Source organism: Gardnerella bretellae, assembly GCF_048545135.1.
Lineage (GTDB): Bacteria > Actinomycetota > Actinomycetes > Actinomycetales > Bifidobacteriaceae > Bifidobacterium > Bifidobacterium greenwoodii.
This window is the reverse complement of sequence record NZ_JBKQXU010000002.1, coordinates 178,156-199,411: the sequence shown is the minus strand read 5'-3', so window position 1 is coordinate 199,411 and position 21,256 is coordinate 178,156. Positions and strand designations below refer to the sequence as shown.

At 44.4% G+C, this 21,256-nt stretch carries 12 protein-coding genes and 1 other RNA gene; 2 read left to right on the top strand and 11 right to left on the bottom strand.

Annotated elements, in window-relative coordinates; genetic code table 11:
- Window positions 1–77: 77 nt before the first annotated feature.
- The 7 genes from guaB to ACJV7B_RS02200 form a co-directional block, all read right to left on the bottom strand.
- Window positions 78–1,622 carry an IMP dehydrogenase gene (guaB, locus tag ACJV7B_RS02230; protein ID WP_004136917.1) on the bottom strand — a complete coding sequence of 515 codons (1,545 nt, stop codon included), beginning with the start codon at window positions 1,620–1,622 and terminating at the stop codon, window positions 78–80.
- Window positions 1,623–1,674: 52 nt separating this feature from the next.
- Window positions 1,675–2,778 (bottom strand): MraY family glycosyltransferase, encoded by a 1,104-nt coding sequence (locus ACJV7B_RS02225; protein WP_004136915.1) that lies wholly within the window; start codon window positions 2,776–2,778, stop codon window positions 1,675–1,677.
- Between the two features lie 152 nt (window positions 2,779–2,930).
- Window positions 2,931–3,602, bottom strand: a complete 672-nt coding sequence (locus tag ACJV7B_RS02220) for an L-threonylcarbamoyladenylate synthase (RefSeq protein WP_419388863.1) — start codon at window positions 3,600–3,602, stop codon at window positions 2,931–2,933.
- On the bottom strand, window positions 3,595–4,515 hold the full coding sequence (prmC, locus tag ACJV7B_RS02215) for a peptide chain release factor N(5)-glutamine methyltransferase (protein WP_419388862.1): 921 nt from the start codon (window positions 4,513–4,515) through the stop codon (window positions 3,595–3,597). The genes ACJV7B_RS02220 and prmC overlap by 8 nt, the downstream gene beginning before the upstream one ends.
- Window positions 4,516–4,601: 86 nt before the next feature.
- On the bottom strand, window positions 4,602–5,699 hold the full coding sequence (prfA, locus tag ACJV7B_RS02210; protein WP_119487372.1) for a peptide chain release factor 1: 1,098 nt from the start codon (window positions 5,697–5,699) through the stop codon (window positions 4,602–4,604).
- A 93-nt stretch (window positions 5,700–5,792) separates the two neighbouring features.
- On the bottom strand, window positions 5,793–6,005 hold the full coding sequence (rpmE, locus tag ACJV7B_RS02205; RefSeq protein WP_004113085.1) for a 50S ribosomal protein L31: 213 nt from the start codon (window positions 6,003–6,005) through the stop codon (window positions 5,793–5,795).
- Window positions 6,006–6,103: 98 nt separating this feature from the next.
- A complete protein-coding gene (locus tag ACJV7B_RS02200) occupies window positions 6,104–15,760 on the bottom strand; it encodes an InlB B-repeat-containing protein (RefSeq protein WP_419388861.1) in 9,657 nt (3,218 codons plus the stop codon).
- Window positions 15,761–16,125: 365 nt separating this feature from the next.
- Here ACJV7B_RS02200 and ssrA point away from each other — a divergent pair.
- Window positions 16,126–16,522: a transfer-messenger RNA gene (gene ssrA, locus ACJV7B_RS02195) on the top strand.
- Window positions 16,523–16,750: 228 nt separating this feature from the next.
- A complete protein-coding gene (locus ACJV7B_RS02190; protein WP_419388860.1) occupies window positions 16,751–18,202 on the top strand; it encodes a tyrosine-type recombinase/integrase in 1,452 nt (483 codons plus the stop codon).
- Between the two features lie 78 nt (window positions 18,203–18,280).
- Here ACJV7B_RS02190 and ACJV7B_RS02185 read toward each other — a convergent pair whose 3' ends face one another.
- From ACJV7B_RS02185 to ACJV7B_RS02170, 4 genes are all read right to left on the bottom strand, one after another.
- Window positions 18,281–18,985: a DUF3800 domain-containing protein gene (locus ACJV7B_RS02185; RefSeq protein WP_004135526.1), complete on the bottom strand. Its 705-nt coding sequence runs from the start codon at window positions 18,983–18,985 to the stop codon at window positions 18,281–18,283.
- Window positions 18,986–19,435: 450 nt separating this feature from the next.
- Window positions 19,436–19,912, bottom strand: a complete 477-nt coding sequence (locus ACJV7B_RS02180; RefSeq protein WP_004135521.1) for a Fic family protein — start codon at window positions 19,910–19,912, stop codon at window positions 19,436–19,438.
- Entirely contained in the window at window positions 19,909–20,421 is a 513-nt protein-coding gene (locus ACJV7B_RS02175; RefSeq protein WP_004135519.1) for a Panacea domain-containing protein, read from the bottom strand. The genes ACJV7B_RS02180 and ACJV7B_RS02175 overlap by 4 nt, the downstream gene beginning before the upstream one ends.
- A 111-nt stretch (window positions 20,422–20,532) precedes the next feature.
- The gene (locus ACJV7B_RS02170; RefSeq protein ID WP_419388859.1) at window positions 20,533–21,255 is read right to left on the bottom strand and encodes an HNH endonuclease family protein; all 723 of its coding nucleotides are present in this window, start codon (window positions 21,253–21,255) and stop codon (window positions 20,533–20,535) included.
- Window position 21,256: the final 1 nt, after the last annotated feature.

The window sequence follows — 21,256 nt, the reverse complement described above, 5'->3', positions numbered from 1 at the left end:
GCCGTTTAATGCAAAATTACTTGCGATTTATACGCAATTTATACGCGACTTATACGCGAACTTGCGCAACTTGCGATTTAGTTGTGGAAACCGCTATAGTTTGGCGCTTCTGCAGTCATCACAATATCGTGAGGATGCGATTCGCGAAGACCAGCATCAGTAATGCGAATAAAGCGGCCGCGCTCCTGCATTTCCTTAATATTGTGCGCACCAACGTAGAACATAGACTGGTGCAAACCGCCGAGAAGCTGGTAAAGCACAGCGTTAAGTGGACCGCGATATGGAACTTCGCCTTCAACGCCTTCTGGAACCACCTTGTCTGAGCTGGTAACGTCTGCCTGGAAGTAGCGATCCTTCGAATAAGACTTCTTACCACGAGGAGCCATTGCGCCAAGCGAGCCCATGCCGCGGTAAAGCTTGTACTGCTTGCCGTGAAGAAGAACCTTTTCGCCTGGAGCTTCCTCGCAGCCAGCCAAAGTACCGCCGAGCATAACTGTGTCCGCGCCTGCAACCAAAGCCTTAGCAATATCGCCAGAATAGTGAATACCACCGTCTGCAATACATGGAATACCAGCAGCCTTGCAAGCCTGAGCTGCGTCGTAAACTGCAGTAAGCTGAGGCACACCAACGCCTGCAACAACACGCGTTGTGCAAATAGAGCCTGGACCTACGCCAACCTTTACAGCGTCAACGCCAGCGTCAATCATAGCTTGTGCGCCTTGGCGAGTTGCAATATTTCCGCCAATAACCTGCACACCATCGAAAGCTTTATCTGCTTTAATTCTGCGAATCATGTCGAGAGCCAAACGAGCCTCGCCGTTTGCGGTATCAACCACAAGCACGTCAACTCCAGCTTCCATAAGAGCGCACGCACGCTGCCAAGCATCACCAAGGAAACCAATGCCAGCAGCCACGCGCAAGCGACCCTGATCATCCTTAGTAGCATCCGGATACTGTTCAGTCTTCACAAAGTCCTTAACAGTAATCAAGCCTGTAAGCTTACCTTCGGCATCAACCAAAGGCAACTTTTCAATCTTGTTATCCGCAAGCAAGCGGTGAGCATCATCCTTAGAAATATCAGAAGGACCAGTGACGAGATTTTCACGCGTCATCACGTCCTTAACTTTCAAGCGATCGTAGTCTTCGGAAGCAATGAAACGCATATCGCGGTTGGTAATAATACCAACTAAACGATTTTCGCTATCTACTACCGGCAAGCCTGAAATATGGAAACGCCCGCACAATTTATCTAAATCGGCGAGCGTAGCATCTGGGTGAACAGTAAGCGGATCGGTAATCATACCCGACTCGCTGCGCTTAACAATATCAACCTGCGCAGCCTGATCATCAATAGAAAGATTGCGGTGAAGTACGCCAATGCCACCATTACGCGCCATAGCAATAGCCATATCGGACTCGGTAACAGTATCCATAGCTGCCGAAATAGTCGGTACTTTCATGGTAATTTCGCGAGTCAGACGAGTGGAAGTGTCCACTTCGGACGGAATAACATCAGTTTCGTTTGGAAGCAAAAGGACGTCGTCATAAGCGAGACCGAGCTTCTCGAAAATTGGTGGAACAGGAGAATACACGGATTCCGTGTTAATATCAGTTGTAGCCATAGGCTTACTATACGTTTTTGCTATGACGTTTGTCGAAACGCACCACAAAACGCTACGAATTGCGAAGCTCGGGCAGGCGGCGACGCAAGTACGGCATCATTGTGAGCACAGTAAGCAACGCAGCAGCAAGAATCATTCCGACAAGCACATACACAGCTTTAAAGAACAGAATCATAATAGAGCCAAACGCAATCAGCGCCGCCCATCCCCACAAAATCAGCACAGCACCTTGCACAGAATGCCCGATGCGCAACATGCGATGATGCAAGTGCATGCGATCTGGATGCATTGGCGACTGACCTTTAGCAACACGCCGCGTAATCGCCAAACACATGTCGAGAACCGGCAGGAACAGCACCAAAATAGGCAGCAAAATCGGCATAAATACAGGCAAATAAATACTCGTGTGAACGGCAGAAGGATCCAAATGTCCGGTCATAATAATTGACGCGCAAGTAATTAAATAGCCGATTAGCATGGAGCCGGAATCGCCCATAAAAAGTTTCGCAGGATGCCAGTTGTGCATAATAAAACCGACGCACATTCCTACCATTGCAACGTCAATAAGTGTTGCCATTGATGCGTAGGATGGCGACGTGCGCGCAAGAATGTATGAGTATGTTGCGAAGGCAATTCCGCCGATTGCGACGATTCCGGAAGCCAAGCCGTCTAATCCGTCTACAAAATTTACTGCGTTAATTGAGGCCACAATAAGTATTGCAGTTATTGCGATTGATACGCTTGGAGATGCCGTTACGAGGGAGCCAAGCGGCAAAGTTACGATTTGCAACCCTCCCCACGCAACGAACACGGCTATAAGCAGCTGACCGGCAAGTTTAAGCATCCAGTCTAAATCCCAAATGTCGTCACATACCCCAAGCAGGCATATCATGACTGCTCCGGCGAGCACCACCCACGGCTGGTGAGTTCCAGCAAAAAGCCCGGAAATAAAGGGCATTGAGCTTGCGAATGCCATGGCGACTGCGAAACCAAAAAGCATACCCACCCCGCCCATGCGAGGAGTCGGAATCGTATGCACGTCGCGCGCGCGAACTTTGCCGACAGCTCCCATGCGGATCGCAAGATGGCGCACAAGCGGCGTAATCAGCCACGTTGCTCCGCCTGCAATTGCTGCAATAAATAGGTAAACCCTCATCGGCTATGTCTTTCTGCTATTTTGATACTCGCGCACATCTTTTTCGCGCGTGCTTTCACGCTTTCTTATTTGATTGTAACGATTCGGCAGTATAGCAAAATTAGTAAATACTTTCGCTACTTTCGCAATTTTTGTTACTTTCGCAATTTTCGCTACTTTCGCAAAGCCTCACGAATTTCGCGCTCCGAAATCACACCTTCGCGCAAAATCACAATACCGTCTTCGTCGTTTGAATCCGCGCCAACTACTGTGCTTGCCACATGCGAGCGAGTTGGACCTGCATTCAAATACAGCGGAATTTCGTTACCGAAAGCCGCAAACGCTTCTTCCACACTGTCTGCACTTTCGTTACCACTGCGATTCGCACTAGAAGCAGCCAAAGGGCCGGTAACTCGCAAAATTTGCATTAATTCCGGGCAATCCGGCACTCGCACGCCTTGAGTTGCTTCAGCTTGGATTTTGTTTTGCTCACTGCTCTCATTCGTTTTGCACAACGTTGCAAGATTTGAAGCAACCGAGCCTTTCTTCGCGCGCGCAATCGGAGAATATCCGCCCGGAAGGAACTTTTTTCCTAAAATATCCAGCGGAGAAGGCAAATATAGACCAAGTTTTTCTAAATCTTCCACTCCGCTCATTAAAATTTGTAGCGCCTTCGTGCGCGGCCTGCGCTTAAGCTCGTAAATTTTGGCAACCGCGGCTTCATTGAACGGATCGCAAGCAACTCCATACACAGTGTCAGTTGGCACTACGATTACGCCGCCTTCGTTAATGATTTGCGCTGCCATTTGCAGGGATTCTTCGTTGATATTGCAAATTTTACTCATTTTTAGCCTCTTTTTTGCATACTACAAATCTTGCTCTGTTTGTTAAGTCGTTTTTGACTTTTGCGCGGATAAATCCTATGTTTTTTGCATAATCTGCAAGCGCATCTCCTTGCGAAATATCGTGCTCCATCACCATCGCTCCCCCACAGCGAAGCAGCTCAAAAGCCACGTGCATAATCTGTTCCGGAATAACTAAGCCGTCCGCAGAACCGCCGTACAACGCAAGCGGAGGATCATATTCTCGCACTTCAATCTGTTCCGGCACTTGATTTTCTGGCACGTATGGAGGATTCGTAATTACTAAGTCTACTTTGCCGCAAATTGCGTGAAGTTCAGGAGTTAAATCCGAAATATGCGCTTTTGTTGCGTCTGCAAGAACAGCATGGTATCGACTGGAAATCTGCATATTTTCGTAATTCTTTGCAGTTTCTTCAAAATTTTTTCGCAAATATTGAAAAGCTTCAGGAGATTTTTCTACAGCCCACACTTGCGCGTCTGCAACTTCCGTTGCAATCGACAATCCGATCGCTCCCGAACCTGCACATAAATCGACTACCGTAGGCTTGCTAATACCAGATTCGCGCAACCAATCCAAGCCAGCATCAACAACAATTTCCGTTTCGGGCCGCGGCACAAAAACGCCTTTGCCAACTTGCAAATCTAAGTAGCGAAAAGGCGCGCGGCCAACAATGTGCTGCAACGGCTCGCGAGAAGCACGCCTAGCTACAAACTCGCTATATTTTCTAGCATAATCGGGCGAAAAATCGGTTAAATCGCCAAGTATTAGCGCCTTGTTCAGCTCAGCTAAGCTTACGCCGCAAGCTTTAGCCAGCAGCAAACGCGCGTCGTATTCTGCAGACTCCACGCCTGCTTCACGAAGACGCGCAATAGCATTTTGCAAAAGTTCGCGCATTTTAAGAACCGTTTAGAAATTTTACTTAGTTTACTTAAGTTACTTACTTAACGTACTGACTTAACTTACTTAACTTAATCGGCTACTTACTTGGCTTGCGCTAAGCGGTCTGCTTCATCCGCCTGAATATCACTGTCGATAACAGGCTGCAAGTCGCCGTCAAGAACCTGGTCAAGATTGTAAGCTTTGTAGTTCGTGCGATGATCCACAATACGATTTTCTGGGAAGTTGTACGTGCGGATTCGCTCGGAACGATCCAACGAGCGCACCTGCGAGTGGCGCATATCCGCCGCCTCAGCTGCCTCCTGCTCGTGCTTCATGGCAAGCAAACGCGACTTTAACACTCGAAGAGCTGCCGCACGGTTTTGAATCTGCGACTTTTCGTCTTGCATGCTCACCACAATGCCGGTTGGAATATGCGTCATGCGAACCGCGGAATAAGTAGTGTTAACGGACTGTCCGCCAGGGCCGGAGCTCATGAAAATGTCGATTTTTAAGTCTTTTGGATCGATTTCGATTTCGTCGTCATCTTCGTCTGCTTCTGGGAACACGATTACGCCGGCTGCGGAAGTCTGTATGCGCCCCTGCGATTCCGTAACTGGGATTCGCTGCACGCGATGCACGCCACCCTCGTACTTCATGCTGGCCCACACGCCATCTTCTGGAGCAGGCGTGCCTTTTGCGCGAATCGCAAGCTGAACGTCTTTTACGCCGCCAAGTTCCGTTGAATTTTCGCTTTGAATTACGGTAGTCCAGCCGCGCTTTTCCGCGTAACGCATGTACATACGCAATAAATCGCCAGCAAACAGAGCCGCTTCTTCGCCGCCAGTGCCAGCTTTAATTTCCATAATCATATCGCGCGCATCATCCGGATCCCTAGGAATTAGCGCCGTGCGAAGTTTTTCTTTTGCTGCTGGAAGCTGCTCTTCTAAGCGCTTAGCTTCTTCAGCAAAATCTGGATCGTCGCCTGCCATTTCGTTTGCGGCTTCAAAGTCGTCGCAAAGCTGCTTGTAGTTGAGGTAAGCGTTTACGATTGAACCGAGTTCTGCGTGCCTGCGGCCGAGTTTTCGAATAGCGTCCGGGTTTGACGCAACTTCCGGGCTTCCCATGCGACTTTCAATATCGCGGTATTCTTCTAACGCGGTAACTGCTGCCGGGAATTGTTCATCTACTGACTCAGCCATCATATTCCTTAAGTTAAAAATATTTAATTTAGCACATAAAACGCCAGCCCCGATTCCGCGAGTTACACGAAAGCAGGGCTGGCGTCACAAAAGCTACTTAGTCTTCTTACCGTAGCGCTTCTCGAAGCGAGCCACGCGGCCGCCGGTGTCGAGAATCTTCTGCTTGCCGGTATAGAATGGGTGGCACTTTGAGCACACGTCAACCGTCATATGATCGCCATCAGCGGTGGAACGAGTTACAAAAGTGTCTCCGCAAGAGCAGGTAACCTGCACTGCGTGATAGTCGGGATGAATACCCTGCTTCATAATGTCTCCTATGGAATTCGGGCGACCCGGGTCGCAAAGCCCCAATAGCTAAGCGTGAACCGGAACCTTCGTTATTCTAGTCACCACCCTCGACTCGATTAGTTATTCTTACCGTCTTCGCGCTTTCTCCTATGCTTTGCAGCGAGACCAGCCAAACCAACAGACGCTAACAGGCTGGCAAGTATTGCAGATTGCGCAACATTACTACCAGTTTTAGCGAGCACAGGCTTTGACTCTGGCTCTGGTTGTGGCTCTTCTGGCTCAGGCTGCTCAACCTCAGGCTCTATAACTTGAGCTTCAGGAATCACAGAATGCGCAAAATCTGGCACAAACGGAATCTCAGGCGTTGGAACAGGCGCTGGAACTGGCTGCTCCGGCTGTGGCTCCGGAGTTGGCGTTGGATTAACATCATTCGATGCTGGAAGCACCTCAATATCAACCGTCACCTTAGCTTTGCGACCATACTTATCTACACTCGTGAAGGTAAGTTCAACAACCTTCTTACCATCAACAATCTTAGGCGTACCAGAAATTGTGCAAGTAGTGCCTTCGCAAGAATAAGAAATTCCAAGCTGTTTCAAACTACTACTACTAGACAACGCATTAACAGTAAACGGCTTACCATCCACCGAAACGGTTGCGTTTGTATCAGTTGTTCCATCATCTTTAAGAACTCCCTTAGTTAAGTTTGCAAGCGTAAACGTTGCAGGAACACCCTCAACCGCCTTGCCGCTAAACTTAAACTCCACAGGATCCATCTGCTCGAAGTTTGCAGTAATAGTGGTTTCGCGCGTTGGCTGTGGCTCTGGTAGCGAAATCTCTGGATTTACTCCAGCTTTGCGCAAAAGCTGCTTCAAAGCTTCCAAGCTAGACTTCTTGGAGCTGCGAATTATCTTTGCAACAGATGGCTTATCTGCTTCATCAGCAAGCTCAGCGAGCACTTCTCGCTGTTCATCAAGAACATAACTATCAATTTCGTTCTCAAGATTAGCAAATGTTAAGTCTATTCCTGCATTCTCTAGCTTCGTACGCAAAGCGGTTAAGGAATCATTAGATTTACTAATTTCTTCAGCAAGTTCTTCCTTTCCAGCTTCTTTAGCAATTTTTGCAAGGTTATCTCTTTGAAGATTCTTTTCAACAATGCTATCAACATCAATCTTCGCTTCACTTAGCAAATTCTTCAACGCTTCTATTGAAGAATGGCGAGAATCACGAATCAATTTAGCTACGTAAGATTTGCCATCCATTTCTGCAATCTTAGCTAATTCTTCACGCTTAGCATTGTAGACTTGCGCAGCATGTTGCTTTTGCGCATCGTTCAGCAGATTTTGCAAAGCAGAAAGCGTAGAGTTACGCGAATCACTGATCAGCTTTGCAACATAGTGCATTCCGTCAATCTTAGCCAAACGAGCCAAAGCTTCGCGTTCTTCTTCTGTAGCCTTGCGCTTATCTGCTGGAACTGCTGGAGTCTCATTCGTAATAGAAGTCCAATTCTTGAACACGTAGCCCTTATCTGCAAGCACATCTGGAACCTGCATAAGGAAACCATTAGCGTCATTTCGCACCCAATATACTGAAACTGGCTTGTCTCCAGCATTTTCAAGAGGCGATTTTTGCAAACTTCCGCCCTTACCGGCTACGTACGTCACCTTCGTGTAGTTCTTTTCTACAAACTTGGCTGCAGCAGTGCCCTCAGCTGGCAAATCGTTATCTGCAATAACTTTAGGCAAAACGTACACGCGCACAGGCAACTTAGTTGTAACAGTTTTTTGCTTTCCTGTAGTCTTATCTTTTTCATCAGTAGGCTTAGTTACATTCACCATAATTGTTGAAATTCCAGGCTTTGAAACATCAACCTTAGCATTCTCATCTACAGATACACTCACTCTAGGGTCAGTGTTATGTATGAGCTTATTAATGTTTGGAATACCCTCACCAACGCCAATAACTGTTTCTGGAATCTTCACATCGTCAACGCCATTTTGCTCAGCAACGAAGATGCGCGGCTTGCTAATATCCCAATTGTCATGTAATAATATATTCGACTTATCGCCGCTTGCATTATACATTTGCCACTTTGTAAAACCAGAAAGTTTAGCAGCAGTGTCGCTTGCAACTTTTTGAGCAAACTTAATGTTATCTTCTTTATCTTTTCCGTGACGAATATACAGCAGTTTTGGCTTATACGAACCGTCAGCCCACGTTCTACCAAATCCTGGAAGGAATATGGTTGCAACGTAACCGTCTGGAATCTCGTCTTGCTGGGAAGCGTCGATGACGTTTTCTACGCGCTTATAAACCGCTTGATACGTAGTGTTAGCTTCATATTTATTTGTCGATATGCTTGAGCTTTGCACAATTTCGTTTGGCTCAACTTTATCTATAGTAAGAGGCTTAGCATTATTACTATTTTCTGTAAAGCTAGCAAGCTTCTTCCAACCAACGAACTCGTAATGGTAGCCATCAGCGTCATAATCCTTGCCAATAGCCTGCGGAGCTTTTACGCCAGACGTCTTGTTCGTATGTGCGTAGAACAAGGTTCGAGAACCACTAGCCATAGTTCCATAACTATTATTCGTAATGAAGTTAACCTTCTTATACTCACTAGCTATTTTGTCATGCTCAGATTGATCATCTTTAGTTGGATTAGCGCCAAGATCCTTTACATTTTCACCGTAAATCAAGTCGTGCATTACTTTAAGCTTGCCAACAGTCTTATAGTCAACAGGCTTTTCCACGTCTTTATACTTAACACTAACTATTAACGGAACAGTGTAAACGCCAGCTTTATCAACAGTCGGAGCAGTAGATGCATACTCAACTGTTACACTATCTACATTTGGATTCTTATGCTCACCATCAAAATCAGCATAATTCTTAATGTAATCTTTTGGATCTGGAAGAGTCGTTTTATCTCCACGAATTGCAAGCAAAGTATTACTCTCAACTTCTGGAGTAGATAAAGGCTCCTGATCTGCCACGAACTCTTGGAATGATTCGTTAACAATCCACTTGCCTTTAGATTCAGCAACATTTGGAATAGCATCAACTGGCTTACCATCATTACGCATGCTGCTTCGAGACCAAGTTCCCTTAGCACCAGTTAGCTGATTATTAAGCCAGTCTAATGCATTACTTCCGTCTTTTGTAATCTTTTCAAGATCAGTGCCCTTCTTTACGTAGAACACCTTAGGGCCACTTGTTTTGTCATCCCACAATCTACCTGGAGCAGGCTTGAAGATTGCAACTACAGCATCCTTAGGAACTTCACCACCGTCAGACGAATTGGAGAAGTAGTCAATCTTCTTGTAAACAGCGTGGTAAGTTACACCGTCTTGCAAATTCGCATCCGAGTAGCGGTCGCTTGAATTTATGTCAAACTTCTGCTCTGGATTCGGATTCTCAACAGTCGGCTCTACAACCCTAGTCGCCCAGCCCTTAAACACATAGTGGTATTTATCTTTACCATGATCCATGCCGAAAGCTTGCGGCACGCGGATTCTAACATCCTTACCTTTATAAACGTACGCAGTAAGCGTAGTTGTTCCGCCAGCAGGATGAGTAGTGTCAGTCGTATCGTGACCAATAATAGTGCCTTCATCATTCTTGCCGGTAAAGGTAATTGGAACGTAGTCCTTAGCATTATTGCTGCCGTAGTCGCTTTTGCTGAACTTATCCCAATCGCTTGCGTACACCAAATCTGGAAGCACTCGGTACAGCACTTCAGCTTCAGCTGGCTTTTCGCCGCCAAGCTTCACTTGCACTTTAATCTTGTGCAAGCCCGGAGTGCTGTCAAACTTTTCGCCAGGCGCAAAGCTGAACGTAGCACCATCTGGATAATCACCAGCATTCGTTATAAGCCTCTTAGCAGACTCTCCACTTGTAGTACTAATCTGTTCAGTTGGCGTAAGCACTTGCGGAGCTGCGGCAACAGGAGCTTTTAGCTTGAAGTTAGCGGTGTAAATTACTTCAGGACCGTTCTGCTCTTCGGAGCGAATCGGCAAGCGCTCTAAGCCGGTAGCATACTTAATCTCCGTAGAGCCAGGGGCATACGAACCGATTTGCGAAGTCCATTTTACAAACTCAAATCCAGGCTTCGCTTTTACTGTTGGAAGCGGCATCTGATATGCCTTCGTGCCCTTAATTGCGTCGTACACAAGAGCAGAACCGTCAGCTACATTGTTTCCTTGCCAGTCAACAACGCTACCCATAGAGCCTTGGCCATCAGCCACTTTGAACACGTAGCGCGTGTAGTGATCCGGGCGATACGGAGGCTTCTCAGCATTAGGATTCTCAGCATTAGGATTCTCAGCAATATACTTGCGCTTAAGCACGCGAACGTCTTTATATTTGAAGGTGATTGTTTTTTCGCCAATCTGCTTGCCATCTTCGTCAGTAGCGTATTCAATATTCTGCTGCGTAGTTTCCGGCATAAAGCCTTCAATCGGCTTGTAGAACGCTACGTCGTACTTTCGATTTACAGAGCTAACTTCGCTTTCTGGAAGAAGATCCTTTTCTTTTCCGTCCTTACCAATAGTTACGTAACGAACCTTATACTTGCGCGTATTGTACGTTTGGTAAATAAACTCGCCAGTATTCTGGTTCTCAATGCTCGAGGCTTCAAAGCTTGTGAAATGCTTATCTGGGAAGTGCGTTTCGTCACTGTAGACTGCTTCCGCATTGTAGCGCAAATGCTCGCGCAAGCCGGAAACTGTTTGCTCGGAAACATGATCTACAAGATCAGCTTCTGTATGATTATTTTTAGCATTATTATACTGCTTAAACGTTACGCCTGGCTTTAAGAATATGTGCTTAAAAGTACCGTTGTAGCGAGTATCCTCAACCCACACTGCTTTAAGCGTTATATCTTCTACTATCTTGTTGCCAAAAGCGTACGGAGTATTAGCAGCTACTACCTGATCGCCCTTTTTAGCAAGCTCCCAGCCATAGAAGTCGTAGCCCTTGCGCGTTGGAATACTAATTTTCTTTTCGTCGAGCGAATCATAACGATTAACTGTCCTCGTTTCCTTTACGTCAGTATTAGGCTTCTCTTTACCGTCATTGCCGATTTGATTCATATTGTAATCAAGCGTTACAGTGTGCTGAATATTAGTTGGAAGACCCCACGCAGCGTAAAGCTTAATGCCATTGACTGGCATTGTAATATCTTTGTTTTCGCCATTTATAAACTGAGTGCCAGCCTGATCAACAGCCCAGCCTTTAAACACGTAGTCTTTTGGCAAATTACTAGGGCGAACAATGGAGTACTTAGTACCATTAAGCGTGAAAGTATACTTGCCGTCGAACTGAGTTGCGGTGTTATTACCACCGTCCTTAGTTACAGAAGCATCGTAAGACTTAACGCTGCCTCCGTCGTAGTATAGCTTTTCGTCGTCGCCCGTCAATTTAGCGTTGCCGCGCTTAGTCAAGCTATACTCGAACGGCAGTTCTTCTGTAGCAGCGACATTATCTTTTGTTATAGCATTGCCGTCCGCATTATAAAACTGCACAGCGTACGACTGGCGCTTGTACTCGAGAGTTGCTATTTTATCAGAATCAAATTCTCTACAACCACTCTTATCACCAAAATTAAGCTTTTTTTCAAAACCAGCAACGTATTTACGGAACTCAAGATGATACTTCTTTTTAAACTCGTAATATTTCTTATATGCTGGATCAGTTTTAAGTCTTCTAGCAATCTCATCATTTAACTTTTTAAGAGCAAGTCCTCCATATTCATCGTTTTCGTCATAAGAATAATCAGGGACATGAAAATCTTCATCACCTCCTTCTTCTGGAACATCGTCTGGAGCGTCTTCACCTGTTACTTCTTCATAAAGCTCATGTACTTTGCCATAGAAGTCATCAAAATCGAGATCTTCATCAGCCTTAACACCATCTTTACGACTAATGTTTTTACTTGTAATATCAGTTATTTTTGACTCAAATCCTGCAATAGAAGGCGGAGTAAAGGTATAATCACTACTAAGCGTGTCATCCTTACTATAGGAGTCAGTAGAAAGCTCATACTTAATATTTTCGCCAGTATCTTTATTTTTTGCAGATGCAATACTCTGTTTTTTGACGATTACCTGTACAACACCAACATCACCTTTATCATAGGAATCAAGAATAAGTAGGCGCTGATTATCTTTTACAGTATACTTTTGCGCACTAGCATCTGAAGGTTTGTCACTAATCTGCGGAGCCTTGCCATCTTTATACATCCAATGGAATTTTGGATCAACAAATTCTTCTTTCGTTAAACGAAATGGAGGAGTATCACGATATGTACCATAAGTATCTCCATTAACATTTCCACCAATCAAAAAACCTAATGAAGAAATGTTACCATTATCCATAAAGTCTACTTCATCTGAATTAGGCCAAACATCAGTAAGACTCTGCCCGTAACGAACCTTTACACGGTAACCATCATGATCAACTTTGCTAGTTACTTTATTAAAACTATTACCATACGTGTAAGTAGATTCGTTGTCTAACTTGCTCGAACAATCACCGCCGCCAGCGTAGCAGTAGCTAATCGTCTCACCTTTGCTGTTCTTTTTATGTATAACAGCATTCTTACCGCCCATACCATTATTACTGTTCTTAGGAGCAGCAAAAATAAGCTCGTACTCTTTGCGATCGTAAACTAAGTTAAGAGTGTTGTTTAAGTCGTCCGCGCAAAGCTGCGATTTACTACGTTTGCCTAAATCTGGGCGACCCGGCACAAAATCATGTTGCTCACTGTTAAGTTCTTTAGTAAGCTCCTTATTCACATGGAAGTAGCGCGTGAATTTATCTTTATAAACTCTTTCGCCCTTAGCATTTACAGTATAATTGTTCGGATCGTCAGGATCGTCAGTATTGTACCCGTCTAAGTTTGTTACATGCGTATCGTTCATCCAGTTGAACTTTGAAATTAAGCCGTCTTTGTATTTATTCGCTTTTGTACCCTGCAGCTCTTCTCTAGTTAAGCCAAGCTCTGGGTTCTTTACATAATCAGTTTCGCTTGCGCCATTAAGCTTACTAGCATCATCAACAACGCCAGCGTCATTCATCTTATCAAGCGCAACGTCGCTATCAGTCTTCACATTCTTGCGCTCAACAAGACCAACAAAGTCGTAATTTGCAAGCGAATTCGGATGCTCTTTATCAACCAAATCCGCCTTTTGCACCCACACGTTCACACGGTAGCTAGTGGCAGCGTTAGCTGACCAAGCTGCGCGGAATTGCACATTGTGATCCGGCATCTTGTAGTTAGTACTAGTTCCTTTAATTAGTGGACCACTAGAACTACTATCTCCAGGTTTTACTACCTGCCATCCAAGGAACGTATGACCACGATACGTAGGTTCTGGAACTGGAGGCACTTTCTGGTCATAATACACTTTTTGAGCAGTAACATCCGTGCCGCCAGCAGAATCGTAAGTAACTTCATAGGCCTTACGGTAGTAGCGAAGGTTCAAAACAAGCTTGTCTTTTTCATCTTCAGAATCCGAAAGCGGCGAACTAATAAGATTATGTTCCGGTTCGTAACCTGGAATATACGTTGAAACAGCTGTTACATCCGAGCCAACTGTGCCCGTAATCTCCGTAACGTGTATAACTTCTTTAGTTGTTGTAACTTTGCCATTCTTTTCTTTAATTTTATGTTCTACAACAATAGGCTTGCCAATATTAGGCGCTTCTTTAAACTCGTTCTTATTGTCAATTTGCTGCACCAAGTGACGCACATAGTACTTAGCTGTTTTAGGAGCGTAGTTTATGTTCAGCTCGCCGTAGTACTGAATGCCATCGTCCGAACCTGACTGCGTAGACGATGGATTCTGCGAAGATTGAGCACTGTTGTTGCCACCAACAGCCGGCCTTTTCTTCACAGCGTAATCAGTAATCAGCTTCTTGCTTAAACGCAAGTAGCGAACAGCATCAGCATCTGTACCGTCGTCAATAACAAACTTGCTTTTATCTCCCTCACCTTTTTTAACGTAGTACTGGTAATCACCAGAATGATATACGGACGGGCGGTATCCAGCAGACTTTGGAAGCTCAATGTATTCGTAACTATTAACATCGTCAAGCTTATTCAACTTTTCAACGTCAATCGTAAGCTCGTACGGCTGCACAAGCTGCTTATTCGCAGCGCCGCCAATCGTGTAGCGAATTTGCAAATTGTACGTGACTTCCGGCTTTTTGTCGGTTTGTACCTGTGTGTTGGCTTGCTCTTGGGTTTTCGCCTCTGGATTATCTGTATTCGGCTTAATTACCTGGCTATTTGGATCAGTTGCTGTATTAGTTGTGCCAGCGTTTGGAGTGCCAGTGGTCGGTGTGCCAGCGGCAGGTGTAGACGTTGAAGCAGGTGAAGACGTTGGATTATTGCTCGGCGTAGAAGCAGACCGAGGCTCTGAAGGTGTTGAGCCAGGAGCTGAAGGCGTAGCGCTTTTATCTTCGCCTGTGGCGTCTGTAGTTGCACCTTCTGCACTGCTTTGCGAACCTTGTGCATTGGTTTGCGAACCTTGAGCAGAGCCTTGCACAGAGCCTTGCGAACCTTGCCCTTGTGTATTGCCTTGTGCAGTTGTATCTACACTTGAGCTCGCTGCAGTTCCAGCACCAGCGTTAGATGCTGTACTTGTTGAAGTTACAGGAGTAGACGGTGTAACTGTATTAGCTGCAGGGGTACCAGACGGTGCAGGTGCATTATTTGCAGGAGCCGCAGTCGTAAATGCAGGCGCATTATTTGCAGAAGATGCAGCAGGAGATGCAGGCGCGCTTGTTGTTGTAGTAGGTACACTACTCCCGCTATTATCACCACCGTTATTCTCAGCAGACCTAGGCTTACGCACTTTTGGTGTATTTACATTACTTACTGTATGCGCATTTTCTGGCTGCTCAGATGCAGTCTGCGCATTTTCAGCTGAATTAACCTCTGCAGGCTTAACGCCACCAGCATTTGTTTCCGGCTTATTTGCTTCTGCCGGCTTCGTTGTAACTTGTTTCGCAGTAGGAGTAGATTCTGGCTTTACTTCTGCCGTATTCTTTTCATCTTGTTTTGCAGTTGGCGCTGATTCTGGCTTTGTAGTCGGCTGCACAGGTTGATTCACTGCAGGAGTATCAACTGGCTTTACTTCTGACTGCTTAACTTTCGCAGTCTCAGAGGACTGAGCACCAGCTGGCGGATTAGCCGATTCAGTAGCACTTGCTGTATTTTCTGAAGAATTAACATTTGCCTTTGAGTCGGAAGTTGTATTTTTAATTTCAGACGTCTTTGTAGGCGTAGCAGACTTATCGCCATTAAAATCCTCAGAAGAAATTGCAGGCTGCGTATTCTGAACGTTCTCAACATTTTCACGCTGCTTTTGCGCTTCAATCGCACGCCGCGCAATTTCCACAAAAGCCTTAGTCTGCCTGCTTTCTCTTCTAGCTCCCACACCCCAACGAAGCATGTTAAGCTCTTGCGATCGCAAATTACCCTTGCCGGCTTTACTAACAACATTTGCACTATCAACAATATTTTGCTGGTTGATTTGCAATGCAGAAGCGGCAGCGGACGGAAGCATCATGGCTAAAGTCGAAGCAACAGCAACGCCAGCAACACCGCGATTGAAACGAGCAGGCTTTACTGCCGTAGCCTTTAGCGACGTAGTCTTTTTGGCGTTCACAGCTTTTTTAGCATTAGGATTTTTATTAGCTTTCTCAGCCTTATGAAGCGCTTTTTTAACTGATACACCACGCAAATCCTTGCTAGCAGCCATTACTTCTCCTTAATCCAACCAATACAAATTTGTAAAATATTACGCACAAATCTCATATAAATTATAACTTATATACAATACACCTGTAGAGTATGCATTCACGAAATAAACAATTGCTTAATATGCTTAAAAGTAATAAATAAGCAAATCCACACAATTCATTAAATCTTCAAAATGTCATATCATATCTACATGCCCTAGCATTATACCCCCCCCCATCAAACTTTTATAATTATCCTTTTATGCAATCCGTATCATATATATATAGCAACTCACTCATAGTAACTTACACATAGCAGCCGCGCAGAATATGTTGTACTATAGTAAAGTCTGCTTTAACGCAGCGAATATTTGAAAATTCAAAAGGGGTCGATCGGTTTCGACGGCGATCTGTTCGCCGCGGGGAAGCGTGCCGAGAATGCGAAAGTCCACTCGTAAACGTCCTTTCGCAAAAGAATAAGTGCTAAATCTAATCGCACTGAGTTCGCTCTCGCTGCCTGAGCTTCGCGCCAGGATTAACCAGTGAGCAGCCGCTCCGTTCACCCACTCACGTCTTCGGAGTGGTGCTGAACGTCATTAGAAGACTTGCTTGAATTGCCGGGCTGCAGGGCAATTCAGGGACTTTTACTGTAGATATGCTCGCCATGAATTGTCTGCGATAACATGGGGGCAGAAAAACTGCCGCACGGCCAGCAGACTACGCACGTAGAAGACCGAGGGTACGGTCACCGGACCGGGGTTCAATTCCCCGCGACTCCACAAACGCAAAAACGCCACTGCTTAAACAGTGGCGTTTTTTGTAGCAAAAGCCAATGTTTCCAATGCCTTAGACTCAAGAGCTTTTAATATTGAATTGTGCAAAATAATACATTTTGATACAATATAATACATTATGAAAGGCGTTGCGGAAGGCGTCAAAAAATCAAGATGCAATAGTTGACGCCTCTCACCGTCCTAACGGTATAAAACGGTTAAATAAGGGGAACGTTAATGGCACGGCGCAAATTCGGGAAAATCAGAAAAGTAACACGATCATACGGGCAAGCACTAGAAGCGCGCTATCCAACGCCTCCAGCAGCACTAGCGGAAAACCCGTCACTGCCAAAAGAATTCACGCGCACCTTGCCAGCCGCCTACCGCGTAGAGCTAGAAGCATGGCTTGCTCAAGCAGAAAAAGAAATAGCATTAGGCACATGGACTCCCCCAGCCAAAATCAACCGCCACGAAATAGATAAAAGCTCAATCACATTCGCGCAGTTAGCAGACGACTATATGCAAAATCAGCGCAAACCAGACGGGAGCAGGTTGGAAGAAACTACACAATCACACAAAGAAGGACGATTGCGCAATTATCTTCTACCAGCATTTGGAGAAAGACGCATCAAAACAATCACAAGCAAAGACATACAAAACTGGTATGACGCATTCGACTGCGACGAACTTACAGGAAGAAATACAGTAGCACGATCACACTGCTACACACTACTTAGAAGCATATTCAACTACGCTTGTGCAAAAGAAGTAAACGCAGCTGGAGAAACACTATTACAGCGCAACCCTTGCACACTCAAACTCAAAAAACCACGCACAAGGCACGAAAGCATCGCCATCAGCATCGCGCAACTCGTTGATATATACAGCATGATGGCGCCACATTTACGCATCGGAGTCATGCTAGCTGGAGCGTGCGGATTACGCGAAGGCGAATGTTGCGCACTCACCAGAAGCGACGTAGACCTTGACGCAATGACTATCAGCGTCAACAAAAGCCTAAAAAGCATAAACCACTTAGAGCAAAAACGACGCCTTGAAGTAGGCAAGCCAAAAACAGCAAGCAGCATAAGAAAAGTACCAATACCAGAATGGACGCGTGAATATTTTGAAACGCACATGCGGCAACAAATGCCAAGCGGCAAACCAGATGAGCTGATTCTACATACTCGCACACCTAGAGCGTTCGTTGCCCCAGCAAGCCTTAGAGAAAGCTTCAACCGCGCAATAGCACACATGCCATCATTAAAAGACATGCACTTCCACGACCTTCGACACACAGCACTCACACACTACGGAGAAGCAGGCGCAAGCCTTGCAGAACTCATGGAAGTTGCAGGTCATAGCGACATTAAAACTGTATCCGTATACCAGCAAATCAGCCAAGCGCAACGCAAGCGTACATCAGCTAGACTTAATGAACAAGCAAAAGAAGAACAACTCGGCATAAAATCACAAAACGTAGAAATGCAAAAAACTGTAGGGCCTACACAAAATAATGTAGGACCTACACAAAATCAAGAAAAAGACCCACTCATAGCAGTACTAGCAGCACTAACGCTAGATCAGCAAGTGACAACGCTCAAAGCAATAGACAAAACGAGGCAAGCCACAATAATCAGTCAAATGCCCCCAGAAAATCAAATTCAGCTACTTTCACGGCTACTTTAGGCTAAAAATACGCAAAAAAGGCACTGAAAATGCAAAATCGCAATTTTCAACGCCTTTGGTTGCTATTGTTAGACATCTTTAGCATTCATGTTTATTTGGGAGAAAAATAAAATCAATAGAATTTTTTACTTTATCATAATCCTTATTTGACGCAGCCCAATATAATCTATTAGCTACAATATCAGCTGCTCTAATAAGCGCATCTTGCTTTGAATCTTTTAATTTCAAATCAACGGACTTCATACCAGGGAACAATGGTGGGAAATATTTTTCCCAAGTCCTGTTATACGTTCCATTCTTAAATTCATTCTCTAATGCTTCACGTAATTCATATCTACCGTTTGTTGCTGTAGTATGTTCGTCCATAAAAACGTATATGTTTTCTATAGAATTTTTGCATATTTCATTATTGTCAAGCATTTTCTGCAACTCAGATTTAACGGCAATCTTAAAAGCATAATCTAAATATCGTTGTTTAGTTTTCTTGTTATCAAAAATCTTCTTATTAACATATTCTTGCTCGACAACAACGCCAAAACGATGATAATGATTCATAGAGCGAAACATGGAATACTTTTGCTTATTTTTAAGATAAATTGCCTTCATCTCTGAATGCCCGCTAGCAGCACCATTATCGCGCTGAACTTTCTCAGCTGCAATATACAAACGCTGTGCAGAATCTTTTTCATCTTTATCCAAAAATATAAGACCGCCAAAAACAAACACGTCATTGTGCTTATAATCGAACACTCCAGATTCATCCGCATACACAAAAATATTCATATAATAATCCTCTAACTATAGGAAAAGCCGCTAAACGCGGCCTTCCTAACCGTGGGGCTGGCGACGGAATACGCCGCTTAAACGTTAATTCAGCTACCCACGTATACAGCGCAATAAATGCCTGTGTAAAAAAATTTATACGATAGGTAAGACATCACACAAGGACGGGAGTGGAAAGGAAAGAGCGATAATCCTGGATAACATCACAAGTAACGCCAAGAGCTTCAGAAAGAAGCCAAATATCAGTCATTTGTGCTTTCTCCCAGCATCTAACGCACATACGGCACTGATTACAGCACAACCAGTTATGAGCCAAGGTGAAAAATGGCACCATACTCCAGCGATAATAACGAGTGAGAACATAGCTGATACTATTGCATCTAATTTCATAATGAACCTGCAGTATAATGGACAGCGAGTCCCGGACACCTCGATTGTTCGGAACTCTATCTAATAATTAACTTCATTCGATAATAAATGAGCGTGTGAACGTAACTGTTCTGCTAAGCTCGCGCGCTCAATCTTACCTTCAACAATATTCTGAATCCATTTATATAAAGCATTGTCAAAAGGATTTGCACTATCTTCGATATCAAGAATAATCCCATTATTGCGAAGTAAAGCTACACACGTTAATACTGTCGTACGCTTATTGGCATCAGGGAAAATATGGTCTTTGGCAAGATGCGTAGCAAAGTCAGCAATTTGGTCAAAAATATCCGTATAATTATTTCGATCAGCTGGATACTCATCAAAAATAATCGCAAATGAAGAATACAAAACATTTTCAACACTGCCCTGAACTTCTTGCTTAACAGTAGCAAGTCCTTGGCTTGTATCAACAATCTCTCGTTGAATAGAACACACTATTTCTGCGAAGGCAATAATCTGTTCCTCATTCCAAACAAGAGCATCATACTGTCTCATGCGTCACCAAGAATACGCAAAGTATTCGGATACTGTTTTTTTACAGCATCTACAGCACTAATAAACGTATTTTTCTTAGCAGGATACGAAGTAACATCTGACGATTGCAGAATATTCTGTATAAGAATCGGCTTATTGTGCGAAGCGTCATACACATTGTGCCATGCACCTCCAGCACGATGAGCATAATTTACTAAATCAAACGAATTCATCCAAGCATATTTTTTAACAACAGTATCTACAATGCAATCAGCATACTGGCTGGTTTCGTGATTAGGCGCATTGAAAATACGATTTCGCCCAAACTGCTTAAACTCGTTATAAACACTAGGTTCTACAGGACCATATTCCCAAGCTTGAATCTCATCCGTAAATAACGGATGCTCAGGATTATTACGTAACGATTCTACTTGCGCAAAATATACCAGCTTATTCAAAGTGAGATTGGTTAATGCTAGCTTTTTTCCGTATCGATCAATAAAAATTGATGCTATATCTAAAGCTTTCATATTTAATCTCCTTTCAAAAAACTTATTACGCATGTACAAGTAAAATATACTCTACAGAATATCTCGTTAATATTACCATAAAAACACAAGATAAGACTATATTGAGTGCATTCACCTTGGCAGATCTTGCGCACCGCAATTGTGTAATACAGCCAGCATGTTTTGCTTTTCATCACGCGTTACAGTAAGCCCATACTTATATTTGACAGCAATTTGGCGAGCCACATATTCGCATCTAAATGATTTGTTAGAAGGAAGCCAGTACGCTGCAGAAGCAGATCCTTTTTCTTGATTTGCCGCGCCTTGCACAGCAAGTAAATTAAGCATATCGTTGCCAAATTTCAACCTTTTTGAAGCATTCCAATTCCAAGCCCCAGATTCCCAAGCGTTTTGCAAAGCAACAACGTGATCTATTTGCACCAAGGCGCTGGTTTTGCGGCCACGCACGAAATTAATATCCAATCCTGTGTACGGATCATGAAGAAGACCGGAGCGCACTTTGCACGAGCCAGCGTACTTGTATTTTACATTTCGCAAATCGCGAGCTAAAACATCTTCTCTAACATCGCAACCGTTGCCATCTTCATCCGTAGTGCGATACCCAAATACTTGACGCTCGTAGCCTTTGTGATACGGTTTCGCTACACGAAGCTTTTTAAGCGCTTTAGCAGCATCTCCACTTGCTTCGTATTCACCAGTAATCTTGCCTACATTGTTACTAATCTTTGGCAAAAGCAAGCCGACAGTAACGCCAATTAGCACAGCAAGTATGATCATCCAAATAATTGCAGCTAACTGTCTTTTTGAAAGTTTACGCCGCTTGCGCACATACATA